Below are 20188 nucleotides of genomic sequence, written 5' to 3' on the forward strand. Positions count from 1 at the left end.
CTTTATTCCAAATCCGATTTATTCAACAAAGCCGCTCCGTGCTAAAAGGAGTACGGTGGGCCAGAAAAATTCTGATTGCTGAGCCTGTTGCTATAAAGGAATGCCTGTGGGAGTTAAGTTAATGAGAAAAGAGTGGCTATTTTTTGGTCTCGGTTGTGCAACGATAAACAGCACGCAGGCGAACCAGGTGGGATCGGTGGATACAGTATTTAAACTGGTGTGGCCGGATCATAAAATTGTGGTGGAGGCGTTCGATGATCCAGACGTTAAAAATGTAACTTGTTATATCAGCAGTGCCAAAACGGGAGGTGTCAAAGGCGGGCTAGGGTTGGCGGAAGATACAGCGGATCGTCTTGAGCGATAAGATCATAAACGGCAAGGCAAAAGGCTCGGTCGTGTTCCAGAAGCGAACCTCGCTGGTGTTTAAGAAGCTGCAAGTCGTGCGTTTTTATGATGCCAAGCGCAATACGTTGGTCTATTTGAGCTATTCGGATCGGGTGGTTGATGGTTCACCAAAAAATGCACTGAGTGCGGTACCGATCATCCCATGGAGTGAGGTGAAATAACAATCGGGATCCAGCAAGCTGAACTCCGATTGTTTTGAAGCGGGAATTACGCTTGCAGATCGCCGCAGAAACGGTAGCCTTCACCGTGGATAGTGGCGATGATTTCCGGTGTATTTGGTGCCGACTCGAAATGCTTACGGATGCGGCGGATGGTAACATCGACAGTGCGGTCATGCGGCTTCAACTCACGGCCAGTCATCTTCTTAAGTAGTTCGCCGCGTGACTGAATCTTGCCTGGGTTCTCGCAGAAGTGCAGCATGGCGCGAAATTCGCTACGCGGCAGCTTATACCGCTGCCCCGCCGGGTTGACCAGCGAGCGGCTGTTAGTATCTAACTCCCAGCCGTTGAACTTATAACTTTCCACTAAGAGACGTTTTTCGCCAACGCTACTCAGGTTCATGGTACGCGACAGCAAGTTACGTGCGCGAATGGTTAATTCACGCGGGTTGAACGGCTTGGTGATGTAATCATCGGCACCGATTTCCAGGCCGAGAATTTTATCAACCTCGTTATCGCGTCCAGTCAGAAACATTAGTCCAACGTTGGCTTGTTCGCGTAATTCACGGGCCAACAGCAGGCCATTTTTACCTGGTAAGTTAATGTCCATGATGACCAGATTGATATCATTTTTAGACAGGATGTTGTGCATCTCTGCACCGTCATTGGCTTCGTGAACCATGTAGCCTTCCGCCTCGAAAATGCTCTTGAGGGTGTTACGAGTGACTAACTCGTCTTCGACAATCAGAATGTGCGGGGTCTGCATATTTGCTACCTAAAATTACCAATAAAATAAAAAATAGGAAGTACATAATTCTTTGTTTTTAAGAGGAGGGCAGAGATATCGCCACACTCCCTCTTATCAAATGACTAAAGTACCTAAACTCATTCTTGATACACTTTCCATTAGGTGCCAGCAAGAACGCTAGCGTGCTGGGGATACGCGTCTCTATAGCCGCCTATCTATGACTGTTAACAACAGTATAACAGAACATCGAATTTATCACCCAAAAAAACCATGGTTATGTTGACATATATCAAGTTCGATTGTAGCACGTTAACATATTGGTGAAAAACACTTACAGAATTGCCTGCTAAAGTCACAGAAACTCAAATTTAATAAACGATTCTGCTTCATCGGCAGCACTAAATACCTGCGCCTAATACCGCTCCACTTTCGTTAAGCCAGGTTTATTGCCTGGGAACGGTGAGGCTGCTTTCATAAAATGACCGGCGTTGTTGAATAAATCGAACTTTTGGCCGGCACGAGGATCAGATCACTCTCCTTCTGTCAAAATAGCGACATTCCGTGGCCCAGCAAAAGTTCAAGATTACCAACTGGCAGGCTTACAACAACGCCCTTATCACTCAGGGTTCACTCACTTTCTGGGTGGATGAACGAGGCTATATCTCCGAACCGCACGCGGCGACTGCCTACCGCGCGCTGCGCGATCAGTTGCAGCAAGGGGAATTTGGAAGGGGAATTTGGTCTGTTCCTCGGCACTGCGCATCCGGCCAAGTTGAAACAGAGTGTCGAAGCGATCCTCGGCCAGAAACTGGCGTTACCGAAGGCGCTGGCGCGGCGTACTGATCTGCCGCTGTTGTCACACCTCCTGCCAGCCAGATTCAGCGAATTACCCGCTTTATGATGCTCATTTTGAAGAACGCGCGTTTACGGCCCACCGGGTAAAAAAGAGGGCGCTGAAAATTACCCTTGATCAAGGTTGTAACGAATTACAGAATTTCTAGTAGTTCGACGTCAAAAACTAGCGTGCTGAAGGGCGGAATGGATGCGCTAGCACCACGCTCGCCGTAGGCTAGAGTGTGCGGGATATAGAGCTGCTATTAGCCGACCGGCATCAGAGTCAGCGCTTCGATCCAGCCTGGAATCACGCCGCTGACCGGGAATTACGCTGGCTGGCCACGTTCAATTGAGCTGGCAAATACATCGCCATTGGTCAGACGGCCGGTGTAATGCACACGCACGCGATCCTGACGGGATGGGATCGGGCCATTGCCATGCTGCAATGCGGAAAACTGCAAACCGGATTCGGTCAGCGTCACGTCATCACGCTTGGCGTTTTCATCCAGAAACTACTGGCCTTCAGCGGCCATCGTCTGCTGGTGTTTACTGAGCACAGCATCCGCACGTTTGTTGATTTCACGCAGCGCACGGTGCACTACGTCAACCGGAACATTCCCTTCTAGCGCGTCATACAACCCGGCCAACGAAGCTTCTGGTTGTAAACCTTCGAAGCCGGACTCTTGCAACTGCTGGCCGACCTATAAACCAATCCCGTAACTTGCTTGCGTCTCAACGCTGTCAAAAGAAGGGGTTGTCATGGGGTTTTCCTCAAGTCTGTAAAAAGTCGAGAATGCAGCATAACAGCGCAGGAAAGCTGGGTCAATATTGTATGGCGAATGTTGTCTTTTGCCGTAAAATAGGAAACTGTGACTTTTTGTTTGCCCAGAACCTGCCGCAATCAACCTTCCACTTTATAACCTATCCCAGTAGGCGTACATTGTTGCAGACAGCTAGGCCCAGGACAGCACGTAACAACTGGAGCCTTAAAGGGAATATGTGAGGACGGTGAGCACTGCCCAGATTCAAAATGGCAAATAAAACAGCCTAAGGAGTTAGGTTATAAGCCTATTGGCACCGGGCAGCGTTACTCTATTCATCCCGGCCAAACGCTGGCGTAACTGTTACGCGACAACAAGCTGCCAGTGAATGAAGTGTTCGCCATGGCCAAGTGAAAGGCAACGACAAGCCACTCAGTAATATGCAAGCTGTCCAGGAAGTACGTATCGAATATGACGCCAACGGCACTAGAAACACGCTATCCGTCACCATTGCGGGCAGCAGATAGGCACTGTTCCGCTGGCAGGCCGATAGCAGCGGCCACTACGAAAGCTAAAGAAAGTCACGTAGCGCACGGCTCTCGTGCACAGCGCTCTCGTGCACAGCCAGCCACAGAGTAAGGTTTTTTTCCGGGTGCAGAAAAGCAAAACACCAGCACAAGGCTGGCGTTTTAACTGGGTTACAGCCGCGTTATTACGCTTCCGCAACCACCACTATATTCAGTTGTGCGAACACGTCGCTGTGTACTTGGAAGTGCACTTCGTGCTTGCCAGTAGTACGCAGAACGCCGTTCGGCAGACGAACTTCGTTCTTGGCCACTTCAACGCCAGCCGCAGTCACTGCGTCAGCGATGTCGCGGGTGCCGATAGAGCCGAACAACTTACCTTCTTCGCCTGCTTTAGACACGATAGTGACTGTTAACAGTTCGTCGATCTTGGTTGCACGAACAACAGCGGCGGCCAGAACGTCAGCCAGTTTGGATTCTAATTCAGCACAGCGTGCTTCGAAGAACTCTACGTTTTTCTTGGTAGCAGGAACAGCTTTGCCCTGTGGTACCAGGAAGTTACGGGCATAGCCCGCTTTAACGTTAACTTGATCACCCATGCTGCCTAGGTTTGCTACTTTATCAAGCAGAATAACTTGCATTACCTTATCCTCTCAAAGTCGTTAATGGACAGTTGCCGGTTACTGATGACGATCAGTGTACGGCAAAAAAGACAGGTAGCGGGCGCGCTTGATAGCACGGGCCAACTGGCGCTGATATTTTGCACGAGTACCGGTGATACGGCTCGGTACAATTTTACCACTTTCAGTAATGTAGTTTTTCAGCGTAGCGATGTCTTTATAGTCAATCTCTTGAACGCCTTCCGCAGTAAAACGGCAGAACTTGCGACGACGGAAATAACGTGCCATGTGGCTAGTCTCCAGAATCTATAAATTCAATCTGCTCGGCATGCAGAACCAGTTTGCGTAGCCAGTTGCGCCCTTGATGGCAACTAATAAAGCCTCGCACAGTGACCTGACTGCCGACCGTTAATCTTTGAGTTAATGCCTGTGACAGGTGTCCGCTGACAACCACGTGCATTCGGCACCATGCTTGCCTACTAAATCCGGCTTCCCTCTGCTGCGAATGGTGCTCCAGCACAAATTGGCAGTGTGGTATCCCAGAAGGGCTCACTTTTTGAATTGGCACAAGGCATACAGTACCCGATAAAACCAGACGATTGGTCGTCACGGTGGCAATTACTCTTCAGAATCCCCAGTATCTACATCATCTGCATCTGCGGTTTCGTTAGCGAAGTCTTCGCGGCGGTCGCCACGACGTTCATCTTTCGCTTTCACCATCGGAGATGCTTCAGTTACCGCGTGCTTAACGCGCATAAGCATGCTGCGGATAACGGCGTCGTTGAAACGGAAGTGAGTTTCCAGCTCATCGATCGCTTCCTGCGGAGCTTCAACGTTTAGCAGAACATAGTGAGCTTTGTGCAGTTTTTTGATCGGGTAAGCCAGTTGACGGCGGCCCCAGTCTTCCAGACGGTGAACATGACCTTGCGCGTTAGTGATGGTATCACTGTAACGCTCGATCATGCCCGGAACCTGTTCGCTTTGGTCAGGATGGACCATAAAAACGATTTCGTAATGACGCATCAAATTGCTCCTTACGGATTATTCAGCCTCCTGTCAGGGTCAACCGCAGCCCATGGAAGCAAGGAACGTGTTTAGTGTACGGCTGAAAAATGACGCGTAATCATACTGGCGTAGGATAGGAAACTCAAGAACCGCGTGGGATTTATTCATCGGGATGGGAGTAAATGGTAGAAAGTGCGCCATTTGCTGTCTCCCTCCCACCTTTGCTTTTACGGTTTTTTACCAACCTTAAGGCCGCCAGGAGAGGAAAGGCGCTGGCGCACCGCTTCAAACAGGCAGATACCGGTAGCGACAGAGACGTTCAGTGAGGAGACAATGCCAGCCATCGGAATACTGATCAACTCGTCGCAGTGCTCACGCGTCAGACGGCGCATTCCTTCGCCTTCCGCCCCCATCACCAGCGCCATCTGGCCGGTCATTTTACTCTGATACAGCGTATGATCGGCTTCGCCAGCGGTGCCTACGACCCAGACGTTCATTTCCTGTAGCAAACGCAGGGTGCGCACCAAATTGGTGACGCGGATCAGCGGCACGTTCTCTGCTGCGCCACAAGCCACTTTTTTAGCAGTAGCATTCAATTGGGCAGAACGGTCACGCGGCACAATCACCGCATGCACGCCAGCGGCATCAGCGCTGCGTAGGCAAGCCCCGAGGTTATGTGGATCGATCACGCCGTCCAGCACCAGCAAGAATGGCGTATAAACGCTTTCCAACAACGCTGGCAGGTCGTTTTCTTGTGGCTTCCGCCCTTCGCGCACCCTGGCGATAATTCCCTGATGCACTGCGCCCTCAACCTTCTCATCCAACCACTGGCGGCTCGCCACCTGAACGGCAAGTCCTGTCGCTTCGAGCTCAGTGATAAGTGGTTGCAGACGACAGTCACAACGTTCTTTTAGGATGAACACTTCCAGAAAGCGTTGCGGGTCGCGCTCTAACAGGGCTTTAACAGCGTGGATGCCGTAAATAATTTCGCTCATGATGATCTTTTCACTGTGCGGCTGGCATACGCCAGTCGATGATAATGAGGTGCGATAGGTTAAACCTATTCGGCACCTTTCTTCTTTGTCGCGTGCTTGGCTTTGGTCGCCACCGCTATTTTCCGGGTTTTGTCAGACGCTTTCTTGACCTTGGTCTTTTTGTCCTTTTTCACTGTGTCGGCGGGTTTATCTCCGTCTTTGCGGAAGGTACTATCCGGCTCAAAGTTGGCCGACGGTTTGCCGCCACGATGTTTGCGCTGCGCTTGAGCACGCGCTGCGCCAGCCCTAGTACTATCGCGCAGAGTGCACTTGCCGCCGTTCTTGGCACGATCGCGTTCGGTTTTGCCAGCGCCACGGGGTTTTCGGCTGCTGGAGACCAGTGCGAAATCGATCTTGCGTTCGTCCATATGCACCGCTTCAACTCGGATTTCCACCGTATCACCCAGACGGTAAACCACGCCGGAGGATTCACCGATAAGACGTTGGCCGATATTATCGTAGCGATAATAGTCATTATCCAGCGACGATACGTGTACCAAGCCATCGATGAACAGATCGTTTAGGCGCACAAAAAAGCCGAAGCCGATTACGCTGGCGATGATGCCACTGAACACGGCACCAACGTGATCCTGCATATAGTCGCACTTAAGCCAGTCGGCAACGTTGCGCGTTGCTTCGTCTGCACGACGTTCGGCCATTGAGCAATGCGAACCTAACTGCAACATCTCTTCAAATTCGCTGTGCCAGCCGCCAGTTCGTGTCCGACGCTCTTTCAATTCACCATGCTCTTTGGCCAACTGGTATTTGATAGTGCGGTGTAACGCCAAATCCGGGTAACGGCGGATTGGCGAGGTAAAGTGGCCGTAAGAAGCTAGCGCCAAACCAAAGTGACCACGGTTTTCTGGATCATAAATCGCCTGTTTCATCGAACGCAGTAACATGGTTTGCAGCATTTCATGATCGCGACGTTTTGCAACTTCATCCATCAACGTGGCGTAATCTTTCGGCTGCGGTTTATTGCCGCCACCCAGCGTCAGCCCAAGTTCGCTCAGCACACTGCGCAATGCGGAGATGTGATCATCGCTTGGGCGATCGTGGACGCGGAACAGCGCTGGCTCGTTATGCTTCTCGACAAAGCGCGCAGCGGCAACGTTAGCCATGATCATGCATTCTTCGATCAACTTGTGGGCATCGTTACGCACTGTCGGCGCAACGCGTTCAATGCGGCGTTCGGTATTGAAGATGAACTTGGCTTCTTCGGTTTCGAAGGCGATGCCGCCGCGCTCAGTGCGCGCCTGATCCAACACATGGTACATCGCATACAATTCTTCCAGATGTTTGACCAGAGGATGATAATGCTTATGCAGTGCCTGATCGCCCTGCAAAATGCGCCAGACCTTGTTGTAGGTTAAACGCGCGTGGGAGCTCATCACCGCTTCGTAGAACTTGGCCGTCGATAGCCGCCCTTGGGCGGAAAGGGTCATCTCGCATACCATGCACAGGCGATCGACCTGTGGGTTGAGGGAGCATAGCCCGTTGGATAGCACCTCCGGCAGCATCGGGATAACCTGCGATGGAAAGTATACCGATGTGGCGCGGTTGCGCGCCACATCATCCAGCGCGGTGCGCGGACGCACATAATAGCTAACATCGGCAATCGCCACCCATAAGCGCCAGCCGCCGCCGCGTTTTTTCTCGCAGTAAACCGCATCATCAAAGTCGCGTGCATCTTCACCATCAATGGTAACCAATGGCAGCTTACGTAGATCAACCCGGCCTTTCTTGGCCACTTCCGGTACCTGATCGCTGAGATCAGCCACCTGTGCTTCTACCTGAGGTGGCCAAGTATGCGGGATCTCATGAGTGCGCAGCGCGATGTCCACCACCATGCTGGTACCCATCTTATCGCCGAGGATCTCAACGATCTTACCCACTGCCTTGGTGCGGCGGGTGGGGCGTTGGGTCAGCTCTACCACCACCATGTAGCCCATGCGTGCGCCGTTGACAGCATCGGCCGGGACTAAAATATCGAAGCTCAGGCGGCTGTCGTCCGGCACCACGAACCCGGTACCAGCGTCCATGAAGAAACGACCAACAATCTTGCTAGTTTTTGGCACCAGCACGCGCACGATACGTGCTTCGCAGCGGCCTTTGCGATCGGCACCCAGCGCCTGCGCCAACACTACATCGCCGTGGATCGCCATCTTCATCTGCTCGGTAGAAAGGTACAAGTCATCCTTGCTGCCTTCGATACGAAGGAAGCCGTAGCCATCGCGGTGGCCGATAACGGTGCCGCGCAACAGGTCCAGACGTTCTGGCAACGCATAGCACTGACGGCGGGTAAATATCAATTGGCCGTCACGCTCCATCGCACGCAGGCGACGGCGCAAGGCTTCCAACTGTTCTTCTCCAGTTAAATCCAGCTCTTTGGACAACGCTTCGCGGCTGGCTGGCGTTTCTCGTTTCGCCAGATGAGCCAGAATATATTCTCGGCTAGGGATCGGGGATTCATATTTTTCTGCTTCTCGTTCCAGAAATGGATCTTGTGACATTGCGGTACCTCCGTTGTCATCAGCAGGATATCGCTGAATTTTGTCTCTCAACGACGTTTTATTCGGCAAGCAGCAAGCTTGTAGAGTAGGGAATTGCCTTCGACCATATCGGCTAGGGTGTCGTTATTCAGTTCTTCAAGGAAATTTTGTACGCCATGATGGGGCACCTGATTCAAGCGGCAGGCAGGACTTATTTGGCAGAAATCACTGCGGAAGTTGACCAGTGAAAGCGGTTCCAGCTCTCTCACCATATCACCGAGGCGAATAGTTTCGCCTGGTTGACTCAAACGGATGCCGCCGTTTTTCCCGAGTATCACAGTGACAAAATCAACACGGCTTAGCTGATTGATTATCTTAACTATATGGTTGCGAGACACGCCGTAGACATCGGTCACTTTCGATATACTGGTCATTTTGTCCGGTGGCAGCCAGGCCATGTAGATTAGCGCCAGCAAGCCATAATCAGTGAAACTCGTTAACTGCACATCTACCTCTAGGTATCACGTTACCCGTCTTGATAGGCCGCTTTGCTGCTTTATTTAGAAGATGACTCCTTGGATAATAAACCAGCCAGAGAGTTCGTAGCTAATTATTTAGCGTGTCTCAAGTTTTGGAGCAGGTATTGAAAAATATTTTTTGCTGTGGATCCGCAACCGAGGGGAATAAACAGGATAAAGAACGGGAAGGAACACGCCCAGATTAAACAGACTGCACCCCACAATCGTGGTGCAGCCCTAGGTAACAAGAGTTGATTATGCGTCGAACGGGTCACGCAAGATCATGGTTTCGCTACGGTCCGGGCCGGTAGAGATAATATCTACCGGTACGCCAGTCAGTTCTTCAATGCGCCTGATGTAGTCCAGCGCTGCCAGTGGCAGTTTGCTTTGCTCTTTCACACCAAAGGTGCTTTCGCTCCAACCCGGCATACTTTCGTAGATGGGTTCGATACCTTCCCATTCTTCTGCCGCCAGTGGGGTGGTGGTCATTTCGCGGCCATCAGGCATACGATAGCCCACGCAAATCTTCACTTCCTTCAATCCATCCAGCACATCTAACTTGGTCAGGCAAAAACCGGACAAGGAGTTAATCTGTACTGCACGACGCACCGCAACCGCATCCAGCCAGCCTGTACGACGGCGGCGGCCAGTAGTGGCACCGAATTCGTTACCCTGCTTGCACATATATTCGCCAGTCTCATCGAATAGTTCGGTTGGGAAAGGGCCGGCACCCACACGGGTGGAGTAGGCTTTGACAATACCCAGCACATAATCCACGTAACGAGGACCAATACCTGACCCCGTAGCCACGCCGCCAGCGGTAGTGTTAGAAGAGGTCACATACGGATAGGTTCCGTGATCAATATCCAGTAGAGTACCCTGAGCACCTTCGAACATAATCAGCTCACCACGCTTGCGCGCATCGTCCAGCAGTTCGGAAACGTCAACCACCATGGCGGTCAGGATGTCGGCGATGGACAGCACATAATCTAGCGTTGCCTGGTAATCAACGGCTTTAACTTTGTAGTAGTTAACCAACTGAAAGTTATGATAATCAACAACTTCCTTCAGCTTAACGGCGAAGGTTTCTTTGTTGAACAGGTCACTGACGCGTAAACCACGGCGCGCCACTTTATCTTCGTAAGCCGGGCCGATGCCGCGACCAGTGGTACCGATGGCTTTAGCGCCGCGCGCTTTCTCACGCGCGTTATCCAGCGCCACATGGTAAGCCAGGATCAATGGGCAGGCCTCGGACAGTAACAGACGTTCGCGTACCGGGATGCCGCGAGCTTCGAGTTCCCCCATTTCTTTCATTAAAGCACCGGGAGCCAGAACAGCACCGTTGCCGATGATGTTGGTGACGTTTTCACGCAGGATGCCAGAAGGAATTAAATGAAGGACGGTTTTTTCACCGTTAATAATCAGAGTATGGCCAGCGTTATGACCACCTTGATAGCGCACAACATATTGAGCTCGTTCAGTTAGCAGGTCTACGACCTTGCCCTTACCTTCGTCACCCCATTGGGTGCCCAGTACGACGACGTTCTTACCCATTTTTCAAAATCACCAGTTGCTTAAAAATGGATTCTACCACCGTAATTTTCGATTTTCAGCACTTTTAGCATGCAATTACGCATTTTTTAGACTAAGCTTTATCTCTTTGCATGTCTGCAGAAAATGTAATAGATCACACAAACCGAAACCACTATTCCACCGCCAAATCGCCGCAGAGTAGCATCAGGCAACTGAGTCATCGCCAATATTATTGGGCGCCAGGCTTGTGGAAATCGCATCGTCCCTAGCCTTTCTAGCATTAAAACCAACCCAAGCGCCAATCAGATTGCTGCATTCATGGATCCCCCAGATAAGAAAAGGCCCGCGATTAAACGGACCCCTGATAATTTACCTGTCGCGATTACTTACGCGTGGAATCAGGCGACTTCATATAGCGAAAGAAATCGCTATCTGGGCTGAGTACCATCACGTCCTGATTGTTGCTAAAGCTGGCTTCATAAGCACGCAAACTACGGATAAAGGCGTAGAAATCCGGAGCCTGGCTGAACACGCTAGCAAACAATTTAGCCGATTCGGCATCACCTTCACCACGAGTGATTCTCGCCTGACGCTCAGCTTCCGCCAAGGTACGCGTCACTTCGTAGTCCGCACTGGCCCGCAGCTTCTCCGCTTCTTCCTGGCCCTGCGAACGCAAACGGCGGGCTACCGCTTCACGTTCAGCACGCATACGCTGGTAGATAGCGTCAGACACTTCGACAGGAAGGTTGATCTGCTTGATACGCACGTCGATCACTTCAATACCCAGCGCTGCCATGCTGTTCGAGTTAAGCGGCGGCCGTTTGCCGGTGGTTTCCCGCTCAACGCGCGCCGCTGCGGAGGCAATAGCGTCATCGGCCCCACTGGCCGCCACTTCTTCGCCATCACCCACCGTGCCGGTATTCAGTGCAGTGCGCACGTCTGACATCAACTTTCCGCGCGAGTCGGTCACGATTTCCTTCACGTCCAGACGGCCGATCTCGGAACGCAAGCGGTCGCTTAATTTACGTTTTAACAGCACTTCGGCCTGAGAGACATCGCCGCCGCCAGTCGCCAGATAGTAACGGCTGAAATTGCTGATACGCCACTTCAGGTAGGAGTCAACAATCAGGTCTTTCTTTTCACTGGTGACGAAACGATCGGCCTGGTTATCCATAGTCTGGATACGCGCATCCAGGCTCTTCACGGTTTCAATAAACGGGATCTTGAAGTGCATACCCGGTGCATACACCAGCGGTTTATTTTCACTGTCGCGCAGCACCTTGCCAAAGCGCAGCACGATGCCACGCTGACCTTCCTGCACCACAAACAGTGAAGTGTATATCGCCATCAGCACCGCGAGGACGATAACTATAAAAGACTTACGCATTGATTACTCTCTCCCTACGCGAGTGGTGTCGTCGCGCTGTGCATTTGCCTGGCGTTGGTTCATGCTCGAATCGCTGCGGGTTTGCTGGTTGTTGGAACTGATGCCGCCATGGGCAGAGGGAACAGGGGTGAGACGAATCAGGCTGGTGTCTTTGTCGCTACTGACCGCCGGGATATTAGCGTGGCCGCGTAGCATTTGATCCAGCGGTAACACCATCAAATTATTGCCTTTATCACTGACCAGCACCTTGCGGGTATGACTCAAGACTTTTTCCATGGTTTCGATATGCAGACGCTCACGGGTAATTTCTGGGGCTGATTTGTATTCCGGCAGCAGCTTGGCGAAGCGAGCTACCTCGCCCTGGGCTTCCAAAACGGTACGATCTTTGTATGCCTTGGCGTCTTCCAACAAGCGCTGCGCTTGACCGTTGGCACGCGGCTGCACCTCGTTAGCGTAGGCTTCCGCTTCACGAATGTACTGCTGCTCGTTCTCACGCGCGGCGATAGCATCATCGAACGATGCTTTAACTTCCTCCGGCGGACGCGCAGCCTGGAAGTTGACGTCCAGAAGCGTGATACCCATGTTGTAAGGACGAATGGTCTCTTCTAACATGCGTTGAGTATTGTTACGCACCACGGTACGGCCTTCGGTCAGGATACGATCCATCGAGTATTTGCCGATCACGCCGCGCAGGGCGCTGTCAGTCGCTTGACTCAGGCTGTCGTCGGCATTCACCACGCTGAACAGATAGGTTTCTGGATTGGTCACACGGTACTGTACGTTCATTTCTACGCGCACCACATTTTCATCGGAAGTCAACATCACGCCAGAGGCCGCCAGTTCACGCACAGACTCTACGTTAACCGGGCGCACTTCGTCGATGAAAGTCGGCTTCCAATTCAGACCCGGCTGTACCAAATGGCTGAACTTACCGAAGCGAGTCACTACACCACGTTCAGCCTCCTTGGTGGTGTAAAAGCCGCTGGCAGCCCAGATCACCACTACGGCAACAGCCGCGATACAGATGATACGGCTGCTATAACCTGGATCTGAGGTATCGGTGCCGCCGCTATTGCTGTTGGAGCTTTTACTCACCCCCAAACTGCTCAATTTCTTGCTCAGTTTGCGAAAGATATCGTCCAAATCAGGTGGCCCTTGGTCACGACCACTTTTGTTGTTACCGCCGGAGTTGCCGCCATTATTTTTGCCGCTCCCCCACGGATCGCGGTCCTGTCCGTTATTACGGGGCTGATTCCACGCCATGTTTAGCTCCATATTTTGTGATTTAGGTACTTCAGTCTGACACTTATACTTTATACTAGTACAGCAGGTTATCAAATGTAACAGGAGATGATCATACGATAAAGTGAAGCTGTCTCTGTTCCTGTTTGCAGAGGCGATGCTACTCGACGCTAGTCATACGTACTACCACGCTAATACAGCCATCTTTCTCGTTCCACTCTTTCTCAATTGCCTGAAGCTGATAAAAACTGCTGCGAATACGGCCTGCCTGTAGCGCATAATGCATGATTTCCCCCGATAAGCGCTCCGTCAACGCCTGATATAGCAACGAGATACCTTCACCACTGGCGGCGGATAGCCACGCCCGGATCGGTAAGTTTTCATCGTTGCGGTCGATACGCGGAACAAAATCATCCAGCCTATCTATTTTGTTCATCACTAACAGTGTAGGGATCTCATCCGAGTCAATCTCCGCCAGCAGGGTGTTAACCGCTTCTATGTTTTCATTGACACGGATATCTACGGAATCAATAACATGTAACAGCAAAGACGCCTGATGCGTTTCCTGTAGTGTCGCCTTAAAGGCAGCCACCAGATCGTGCGGCAAGTGCCGGATAAAGCCTACGGTATCAGCCAACACGGTATCGCCCACATCCGCCACACTGATACGCCGCAGAGTAAGGTCGAAGGTGATAGCTGGTCTGCTGCGTACACCCTGGCAGATGTCATTCGGTTAAATAAGGTGGACTTGCCAGTGTTATTAGTGTAGCCCACCAGCGACACGGGTTCGCGCCCGCTGGCCCTGTTCACGCTGCTTTTCAACCCGCCCCAGACGGCGCAAAATCAAGCTGATGCGATCACGCAACAATCGACGGTCAGTCTCTAACTGAGTTTCGCCCGGCCCACGCAGGCCAATCCCCCCTTTTTGGCGCTCTAGATGCGTCCAACCACGCACCAAGCGTGTGGCGATATGGCGCAGCTAAGCCAGCTATACCTGCAACTTACCTTCATGGGTTGCGAGCGCGCTGGGCAAAGATGTCTAAAATCAACCCGGTGCGATCAATCACCCGGCATTCACACCGATGCTCAAGGTTTCTCTCCTGCGCCGGGAAGAGGAAGTGATTAAACAGAACAACAGATGCGCCGCTTACTTTTACTACATCGGCGATTTCTTCGGCCTTTCCTTCACAGACAAAGTACTTAGGATGTGGGGCGTTGCGGCTTCCTGTCACCACTTGAAAAGCTTCGACACCCGCCGAGGACACCAAGGATTCGAACTCGCTGAAATCTTCAGTATCTTTGTCTTGCGAGAAGTAAATATGAACCAAGACGGCCTGCTCACCGGTTTTATAACGGTCAAACAAGCGTGCAACCTCTCAAACAGACATAAACAGCAAGGTTAAGGAGCATAAACAGCGCACAGCTGTTTATGTTCTCCGCCATGGCGGGCTGACAAAGCGCTTCATTTAGCTTCATCATTTTCCTGCGGTGGCTGCTGCGGCGCAGACGGGCTGTTAACATGGTGATGATTACTGGTACCGCCATTCGGATTATTACTATGGTGTGAAATCGGACGTGACGGAACAACCGTAGAAATAGCATGCTTATAAATCATCTGGCTTACGGTGTTTCTGAGCAGGATGACAAACTGGTCAAAAGACTCAATCTGGCCTTGCAGCTTAATACCATTTACCAAATAAACAGAAACCCGAACCCGTTCACGACGCAGTGCGTTCAGGAACGGATCTTGCAAAGATTGCCCCTTAGCCATTCTATCTTTTCCTTATATGCTTGTTGTTTGTAAATAAGAACCTGCTGGCTCTATAAAATAAACGATGCAAAAATTTGCGCGCTGAATACTCATCAATTGTACACAATCACTCAACCTATGCACTAACAACCTGTATTACCGCTTTCAAAGCCTCTCCCGGCTTATCGCTGTCCAGCCAATGCACCGAATTCCAGCCGCGTAACCAGGTCATTTGGCGTTTGGCTAGCTGACGCGTTGCGCAAATACTACGATAAACCATCTCATCGTAACTCATTTCGCCAGACAAATATGACCACATCTGGCGGTAGCCAACACTGCGAATGGAAGGCAAATCTGTATGCAAATCATCCCGTGCAAAAAGTGCGCGCGCTTCCGCCTCAAAACCCGCAGCCAACATTTGTAGGTACCGCAACTCAATGCGTTGATGAATCAACGCACGGCTGGACGGCGCTATCGCGAATTGGTGGACATGATACGGCAACGATTCACCCGAAATTTTAATCATTTCCGTTAAAGTTTTACCTGAAATAAAAAAAACTTCCAGTGCTCTGGAGAGTCTCTGCGGATCATTCGGATGAATTTTTAATGCCGAAACCGGGTCGATTTCCTGCAACTGGAGGTGCAAAGCCTTCCACCCTTGTTCCACCGCCTGCTGTTCTATACGCTCGCGTACCGACGGATCGGCGGGAGGCAGCGGCGATAACCCTGCTAACAGCGCCTTATAATAGAGCATGGTGCCACCCGCTAGCAGCGGAATGCGCCCAGCGGAGGTGATGTCAGCCATCTCTTTTAACGCGTTGGCGCGAAAATCCGCCGCTGAGTAGGTTTGCGCTGGATCGCGGATATCAATTAGCCGGTGCGGTGCCTGCGCCAACTCTCCGGTGCTTGGCTTGGCGGTGCCTATATCCATACCGCGATAAATTAATGCGGAATCCACGCTGATCAATTCCACAGGCAGGCGCTGCCGCAGCGCGATCGCTAGCTTAGTTTTGCCTGAAGCAGTCGGCCCCATGATAAAAATAGCCGGGGGGCGTCGTATTATTTCACTCATGCTTAAGAGCTGCCAGTGCAGCCTGGAGATCAACGAGTTGTAAAAGCCCGCTCGGTGGCGATTTGACCAACTGCGGGCAGAGTCGTTCAACATCGGTTAGCAATTGTATCGCTTGCGAGGAGTTCCACTGTTGATGCTCACTGCCTAAATGTTGGGCGAGCCAAATGGCCAGCATTGTAGGTGACATTTCCTGGTGCTCGGCCAGATAGCCTAACAGCTCAGGAATGAGTGTTTGTAAATTTTGTTGACGCAACGGTAAAGGCAATGCCCGCAGCATCACATGGCCGTGATCCGCCTGCAAATCCAACCCCATTTTCACCAACAGCGCCTGATGGCGCACTATCGCCGTCGCTTCATTTTTATTCAACACCAGCTTGATCGGAACCAGCAGCGGCTGTGAGCGCAACCCTTCTTCCGGCAGGTTGAGCTGTGTCTGACGCAGCCAGCGCTCCGCCACCAGCAGGTTGAGTAAAGCGAGCTGGTTCTGCCAGTCAATCAGTGCATAACACGGTGGATGGATCATCATCACCCGACCAAAACTGTGCGAGTGGCTTGCTGGCAGCGCTTCCTGCGCGGACTTTACCGGTGGAAATAGTGGTTGCTTTGGCATTTCGTCCTGTGGCTTGGCAGCTTGTAACAGCTTGCCGTATAACTCACCTTCACGCTTTTGGTAGCCGCGGCCCGAATGATAGGCTGGCTGTGGTGAGCGTCCGCGAGCGGACGCTGGTGGTGAAGACGGCATTTTTTCGCAACACGGCGTAGGCTGAGAGAAGTGGTTGCCGCCAGCGGCGATGCGATTTTCCGGCTGCCAGATAGGTGTTTCCTTTTCGGTCAGTTCCTCCGGCAGCAGCGCAGAGCTAGCTTGCTGCAACACCCTGGTTACCGCCTGATAAATAAAATCGTGCACCAGACGCGCCTGATTGAAGCGCACCTCATGCTTAGCTGGGTGAACATTTACGTCCACTTGATGCGGGTCTACCTCAAGATGCAGCACATAAGCGGGCTGCTGATTGTCTTTAAGCTGATCCTGATAGGCTTGGCGGATCGCGTGGTTAATCAAGCGATCGCGCATCATGCGGCTGTTAACGTAGCAGTACTGTATTTCACCCATTTGTCGCGCGCCAGCGGGATCTGCTACCCAACCACAGATTGACAATTCGCCATGCTGCAAGGAAAGGTTCAGTGCATGCTGCAAAAAAGCTAAACCGCAAATGCTGCTCAGCCGGCGCTCATGCTGGTTTTTCTCTTTCGCCGCGCGGTACTGACGAATCAGCTTGCCATTATGGCTAAGGTTTATCGCTACATCGAAGCGTGCCAATGCTATACGCCGCACTACTTCATCAATATGACCAAATTCGGTTTTCTCAGTACGCATGAACTTGCGGCGTGCCGGGGTATTGTAAAACAGATCCAGCACTGCCAGCGTACTGCCGACCGGATGCGCAGCGGGTTTGACCGTCACCGTCTGATCGCAGCCTTCAACATAAGCTTGCCAGGCTTCGCTCTGTTCGGCGGTACGTGAGGTAAGGCTCAAACGGGAAACAGAGCTGATGCTGGCCAGTGCTTCGCCGCGAAAACCAAGGCTGACGATGGCTTCCAGATCGTCGAGGGTGCTTATTTTACTGGTGGCATGGCGGGCCAAAGCCAGCGCAAGGTCATCTTTGCCAATGCCACAGCCGTTATCACGAATGCGGATCAACTTGGCTCCGCCGCGTTCGATATCGATATCAATGCAAGTTGCCCCAGCATCCAAGCTGTTTTCCACCAGTTCCTTCACCACAGATGCTGGCCGTTCGACCACTTCTCCGGCGGCGATCTGGTTGGCAAGTTGTTGCGGTAACACCTGGATAGGCATGTTAACTCCTATGATGATGACGCTAGGCCTGCGGAATAGTCAGCGTCCGACCCGGCAGCGCAACGTCCGATTTCAATTTATTCACCTGCTTCAGGGCGTTGACGCTAATAACATAACGCGCAGCTATAGATTACAGCGTATTACCTTGGGTCACCTTATGTTTAACGGTTTTTTGCGCCAGTGTGTTCGCCTTGGCGATAGAGGTAACGGTAGCCGCTGTTTTATCGACCGGCACTTTAAGGCGTTGACCAACCCACACGCCATCCTTTTTCAGTTTGTTCAATTCGCGTAACACAGCCAGGGTGGTGCTGTAGCTGATGGCGATACCAAACAGCGTTTCCGAGCGCTTAACCACATGTATCTGGGTCTTGCCACCTACGCAGCGACTAGTGCCAGCCAAATTGCCCAGCGGTCGGCTTTCCATCTTTGGATCGGCTTGTAGCGGATGCGCCAAGAAATAATCGCGCAGGCCATTACAGATGGCCCGGGCAATTTTATCCTGATACGCGCTACTGCCCAGCAGCCGCTCCTCCTTGCTATTACTGATAAATCCTGTTTCCACCAACAGCGATGGAATATCCGGCGAGCGTAACACACCAAGGCTGGCGTGCTCTGGCCGACGCTTATGCAGCGAACCTACGCGCTGCAACTGTTGCAGAACCTTCAGCGCCACGTCGTAACCCACTCGCTGCGAATGACCAAATTGCAGATCCAGCACTGCTTGGCTTAGATAAGGATCGGCCTGGCTATTGACCAGCATGTCGCCAGCGCCACCGAGCAGTTCAGACTGTTTCTCGTGTTGCTCAAGCCAGCCGGCCATCTCGCTATTGGCACGGCGGTTGGACAACACCCAGACCGATGCGCCGTTGGCGCTGCGATTAGGTGCAGCATCAGCGTGGATCGAAACCAATACGTTGGCACCCTGTTTGCGTGCCACATCGGAACGTCCCATCACCGATAAAAAGTAATCGCCGTTACGCGTCAACACCGGTTTGAATTGCGGATCATCATTCAGCAACGCCTGCAAACGGCGCGCAACAGCGATGGTAACGTTTTTTTCTTTCAGACCATTCTGGCCAATGGCACCCGGATCTTGCCCGCCGTGTCCGGCGTCGATTGCCACCACGACCCGGTCGCCAGAACCAGCAGAAACGCGACTGCTGCGCGGTGTGACTCCCGTTGCTATACCCGCCACCATGCTAGGCTTATTGGTAAAAGGATTAGCGCCGTTTAGTGCTGGCCGCACCGGCGGCGGTTGGATTATCGTCACCGGAGCAGCCACCGCAGCCTTATGTACCAAAGTCGCGTTAGTGCCGCCCTCAGCGACAAGGGTGAACACCAGGATGTGTACCCCGCCATTCTGGCGCGTAGCCACGCAGATCTTGGCGCGCTGGGTCAAATCGAACACCAGACGCACACTCTGATTATCTTTTGGCGCGCTGGAGTGAATGCTTCTTACCAGATTTTGGCCGCTGAAGTTCAGCGGCAGGCCACCGACCTTACCCTTCTGGTTCACGTCCAACACCACACGTTCCGGCCCATGCAGCGAGAAAAAAGCATAGCTTGGTGGGCCGTTAAAGTTCACCGAAACTGTTGCTTTGCGCGGGGTACTGGACACGTTGATATTGGATAATGCAGACGCCGCTAGCACACTGACCGCACCCAATGAACCCAGCACGGCGATCAAGGCGATTAAGACGAGTTTTCTCAACGCATACATCATTACGGCGTCATTCCTATTGCCCGTGAATACGCTCTAGAAGCTGGCTACCATAAGCGGAAACCGCCTGAATCTTTGCTGCTCTCCCCTGATTATGATAGCTGAGATACAGCGCCAGATCCGCTTCCGGCAGCACGCCGCTGCCATGCTGTGGCCATTCAACTAGGCAAATAGCATCCTGGAAAAAATAATCGCGAATGCCCATAAATTCGAGTTCTTCTGGATCGGCCAATCGATACAGATCAAAGTGATAAACCGTCAGCGGATGTAGCGCATACGGTTCCACCAGCGTGAAAGTAGGGCTTTTAACCTTCCCCTGATAACCCAAGCCCTGTAAAAAACCACGGCAGAAGGTGGTTTTACCTGCACCCAGATCACCGTAAAGATAAATTACGCTAGCGCGATCACAGGATTTGGCCAAAGCGGCACCTATTTCGACAGTCTCTGCCTCATCCGGCAGAGCTAAAACGTGTTCTTTCATGTGATAAAGTCTATTGTGCCCACTCAGGATGAACGAAAGGATTTGCGGC

At 52.0% G+C, this 20188-nt stretch carries 19 protein-coding genes and 5 pseudogenes; 4 read left to right on the forward strand and 20 right to left on the reverse strand.

The features are described from left to right. Window positions 1–121 precede the first annotated feature (121 nt). Window positions 122–566 (forward strand): annotated as a pseudogene (locus tag AACL06_RS05595) (CreA family protein). Between the two features lie 46 nt (window positions 567–612). On the opposite strand, the gene arcA reads toward AACL06_RS05595, so the two are convergent. Further along, window positions 613–1329 carry a two-component system response regulator ArcA gene (arcA, locus tag AACL06_RS05600; RefSeq protein WP_339036380.1) on the reverse strand — a complete coding sequence of 239 codons (717 nt, stop codon included), beginning with the start codon at window positions 1327–1329 and terminating at the stop codon, window positions 613–615. A gap of 470 nt (window positions 1330–1799) precedes the next feature. On the opposite strand from arcA, the gene AACL06_RS10575 reads away from it, so the two are divergent. After that, window positions 1800–1961, forward strand: coding sequence for a hypothetical protein (locus tag AACL06_RS10575; RefSeq protein ID WP_425336893.1), 162 nt, complete (start codon window positions 1800–1802; stop codon window positions 1959–1961). Window position 1962: 1 nt separating this feature from the next. Then, window positions 1963–2212 (forward strand): annotated as a pseudogene (locus tag AACL06_RS05610) (threonine synthase); the annotation flags it as partial. An 85-nt stretch (window positions 2213–2297) separates the two neighbouring features. Here the strand turns inward: AACL06_RS05610 and AACL06_RS10580 are convergent. Further along, window positions 2298–2627, reverse strand: a pseudogene (locus tag AACL06_RS10580) (FKBP-type peptidyl-prolyl cis-trans isomerase). Between the two features lie 30 nt (window positions 2628–2657). After that, window positions 2658–2834, reverse strand: coding sequence for a hypothetical protein (locus AACL06_RS10585; protein WP_425336894.1), 177 nt, complete (start codon window positions 2832–2834; stop codon window positions 2658–2660). 378 nt (window positions 2835–3212) lie between these two features. Between AACL06_RS10585 and AACL06_RS05620 the strand changes: the two are divergent. Then, window positions 3213–3433, forward strand: a pseudogene (locus AACL06_RS05620) (LysM-like peptidoglycan-binding domain-containing protein); the annotation flags it as partial. Between the two features lie 185 nt (window positions 3434–3618). Here the strand turns inward: AACL06_RS05620 and rplI are convergent. The 17 genes and pseudogenes from rplI to tsaE all read right to left on the reverse strand — a co-directional run bounded on the left by rplI (window position 3619) and on the right by tsaE (window position 20139). Continuing rightward, a complete protein-coding gene (rplI, locus tag AACL06_RS05625; RefSeq protein WP_339036382.1) occupies window positions 3619–4071 on the reverse strand; it encodes a 50S ribosomal protein L9 in 453 nt (150 codons plus the stop codon). 39 nt (window positions 4072–4110) lie between these two features. Next, window positions 4111–4338: a 30S ribosomal protein S18 gene (gene rpsR / locus AACL06_RS05630; protein ID WP_339036384.1), complete on the reverse strand. Its 228-nt coding sequence runs from the start codon at window positions 4336–4338 to the stop codon at window positions 4111–4113. A 4-nt stretch (window positions 4339–4342) separates the two neighbouring features. Beyond that, window positions 4343–4660, reverse strand: coding sequence for a primosomal replication protein N (gene priB, locus AACL06_RS05635; RefSeq protein WP_339036387.1), 318 nt, complete (start codon window positions 4658–4660; stop codon window positions 4343–4345). Window positions 4661–4668: 8 nt separating this feature from the next. Beyond that, window positions 4669–5073: a 30S ribosomal protein S6 gene (gene rpsF / locus AACL06_RS05640; RefSeq protein ID WP_339036389.1), complete on the reverse strand. Its 405-nt coding sequence runs from the start codon at window positions 5071–5073 to the stop codon at window positions 4669–4671. A gap of 209 nt (window positions 5074–5282) precedes the next feature. After that, window positions 5283–6050 carry a 23S rRNA (guanosine(2251)-2'-O)-methyltransferase RlmB gene (gene rlmB / locus AACL06_RS05645; RefSeq protein ID WP_339036392.1) on the reverse strand — a complete coding sequence of 256 codons (768 nt, stop codon included), beginning with the start codon at window positions 6048–6050 and terminating at the stop codon, window positions 5283–5285. Window positions 6051–6115: 65 nt separating this feature from the next. After that, the gene (rnr, locus tag AACL06_RS05650; RefSeq protein ID WP_339036395.1) at window positions 6116–8602 is read right to left on the reverse strand and encodes a ribonuclease R; all 2487 of its coding nucleotides are present in this window, start codon (window positions 8600–8602) and stop codon (window positions 6116–6118) included. Window positions 8603–8649: 47 nt separating this feature from the next. Next, complete coding sequence (gene nsrR, locus AACL06_RS05655) at window positions 8650–9087, reverse strand: nitric oxide-sensing transcriptional repressor NsrR (RefSeq protein ID WP_339036397.1); 438 nt, start codon at window positions 9085–9087, stop codon at window positions 8650–8652. A 267-nt stretch (window positions 9088–9354) separates the two neighbouring features. Next, window positions 9355–10653: an adenylosuccinate synthase gene (locus tag AACL06_RS05660; RefSeq protein WP_339036399.1), complete on the reverse strand. Its 1299-nt coding sequence runs from the start codon at window positions 10651–10653 to the stop codon at window positions 9355–9357. Window positions 10654–10751: 98 nt separating this feature from the next. After that, on the reverse strand, window positions 10752–10913 hold the full coding sequence (locus AACL06_RS05665) for a DUF2065 domain-containing protein (protein ID WP_339038309.1): 162 nt from the start codon (window positions 10911–10913) through the stop codon (window positions 10752–10754). A gap of 101 nt (window positions 10914–11014) precedes the next feature. After that, window positions 11015–12019: a protease modulator HflC gene (gene hflC, locus AACL06_RS05670; RefSeq protein ID WP_339036401.1), complete on the reverse strand. Its 1005-nt coding sequence runs from the start codon at window positions 12017–12019 to the stop codon at window positions 11015–11017. A gap of 3 nt (window positions 12020–12022) precedes the next feature. Then, on the reverse strand, window positions 12023–13282 hold the full coding sequence (hflK, locus tag AACL06_RS05675) for an FtsH protease activity modulator HflK (RefSeq protein ID WP_339036403.1): 1260 nt from the start codon (window positions 13280–13282) through the stop codon (window positions 12023–12025). A 139-nt stretch (window positions 13283–13421) separates the two neighbouring features. Continuing rightward, a pseudogene (gene hflX, locus AACL06_RS05680) lies at window positions 13422–14625 on the reverse strand (ribosome rescue GTPase HflX). A 98-nt stretch (window positions 14626–14723) separates the two neighbouring features. Continuing rightward, complete coding sequence (gene hfq, locus AACL06_RS05685) at window positions 14724–15032, reverse strand: RNA chaperone Hfq (RefSeq protein ID WP_339036405.1); 309 nt, start codon at window positions 15030–15032, stop codon at window positions 14724–14726. Window positions 15033–15147: 115 nt separating this feature from the next. After that, complete coding sequence (gene miaA, locus AACL06_RS05690) at window positions 15148–16083, reverse strand: tRNA (adenosine(37)-N6)-dimethylallyltransferase MiaA (protein WP_339036407.1); 936 nt, start codon at window positions 16081–16083, stop codon at window positions 15148–15150. Next, window positions 16076–17938, reverse strand: coding sequence for a DNA mismatch repair endonuclease MutL (gene mutL / locus AACL06_RS05695; protein WP_339036408.1), 1863 nt, complete (start codon window positions 17936–17938; stop codon window positions 16076–16078). The genes miaA and mutL overlap by 8 nt, the downstream gene beginning before the upstream one ends. Before the next feature lie 130 nt (window positions 17939–18068). Continuing rightward, window positions 18069–19661: an N-acetylmuramoyl-L-alanine amidase AmiB gene (amiB, locus tag AACL06_RS05700; RefSeq protein ID WP_425336895.1), complete on the reverse strand. Its 1593-nt coding sequence runs from the start codon at window positions 19659–19661 to the stop codon at window positions 18069–18071. A 13-nt stretch (window positions 19662–19674) separates the two neighbouring features. Further along, window positions 19675–20139, reverse strand: a complete 465-nt coding sequence (tsaE, locus tag AACL06_RS05705) for a tRNA (adenosine(37)-N6)-threonylcarbamoyltransferase complex ATPase subunit type 1 TsaE (protein WP_339036410.1) — start codon at window positions 20137–20139, stop codon at window positions 19675–19677. Between the last annotated feature and the right edge of the window lie 49 nt (window positions 20140–20188).

This window comes from Serratia symbiotica (Periphyllus acericola) (assembly GCF_964019515.1).
Lineage (GTDB): Bacteria > Pseudomonadota > Gammaproteobacteria > Enterobacterales > Enterobacteriaceae > Serratia > Serratia symbiotica_D.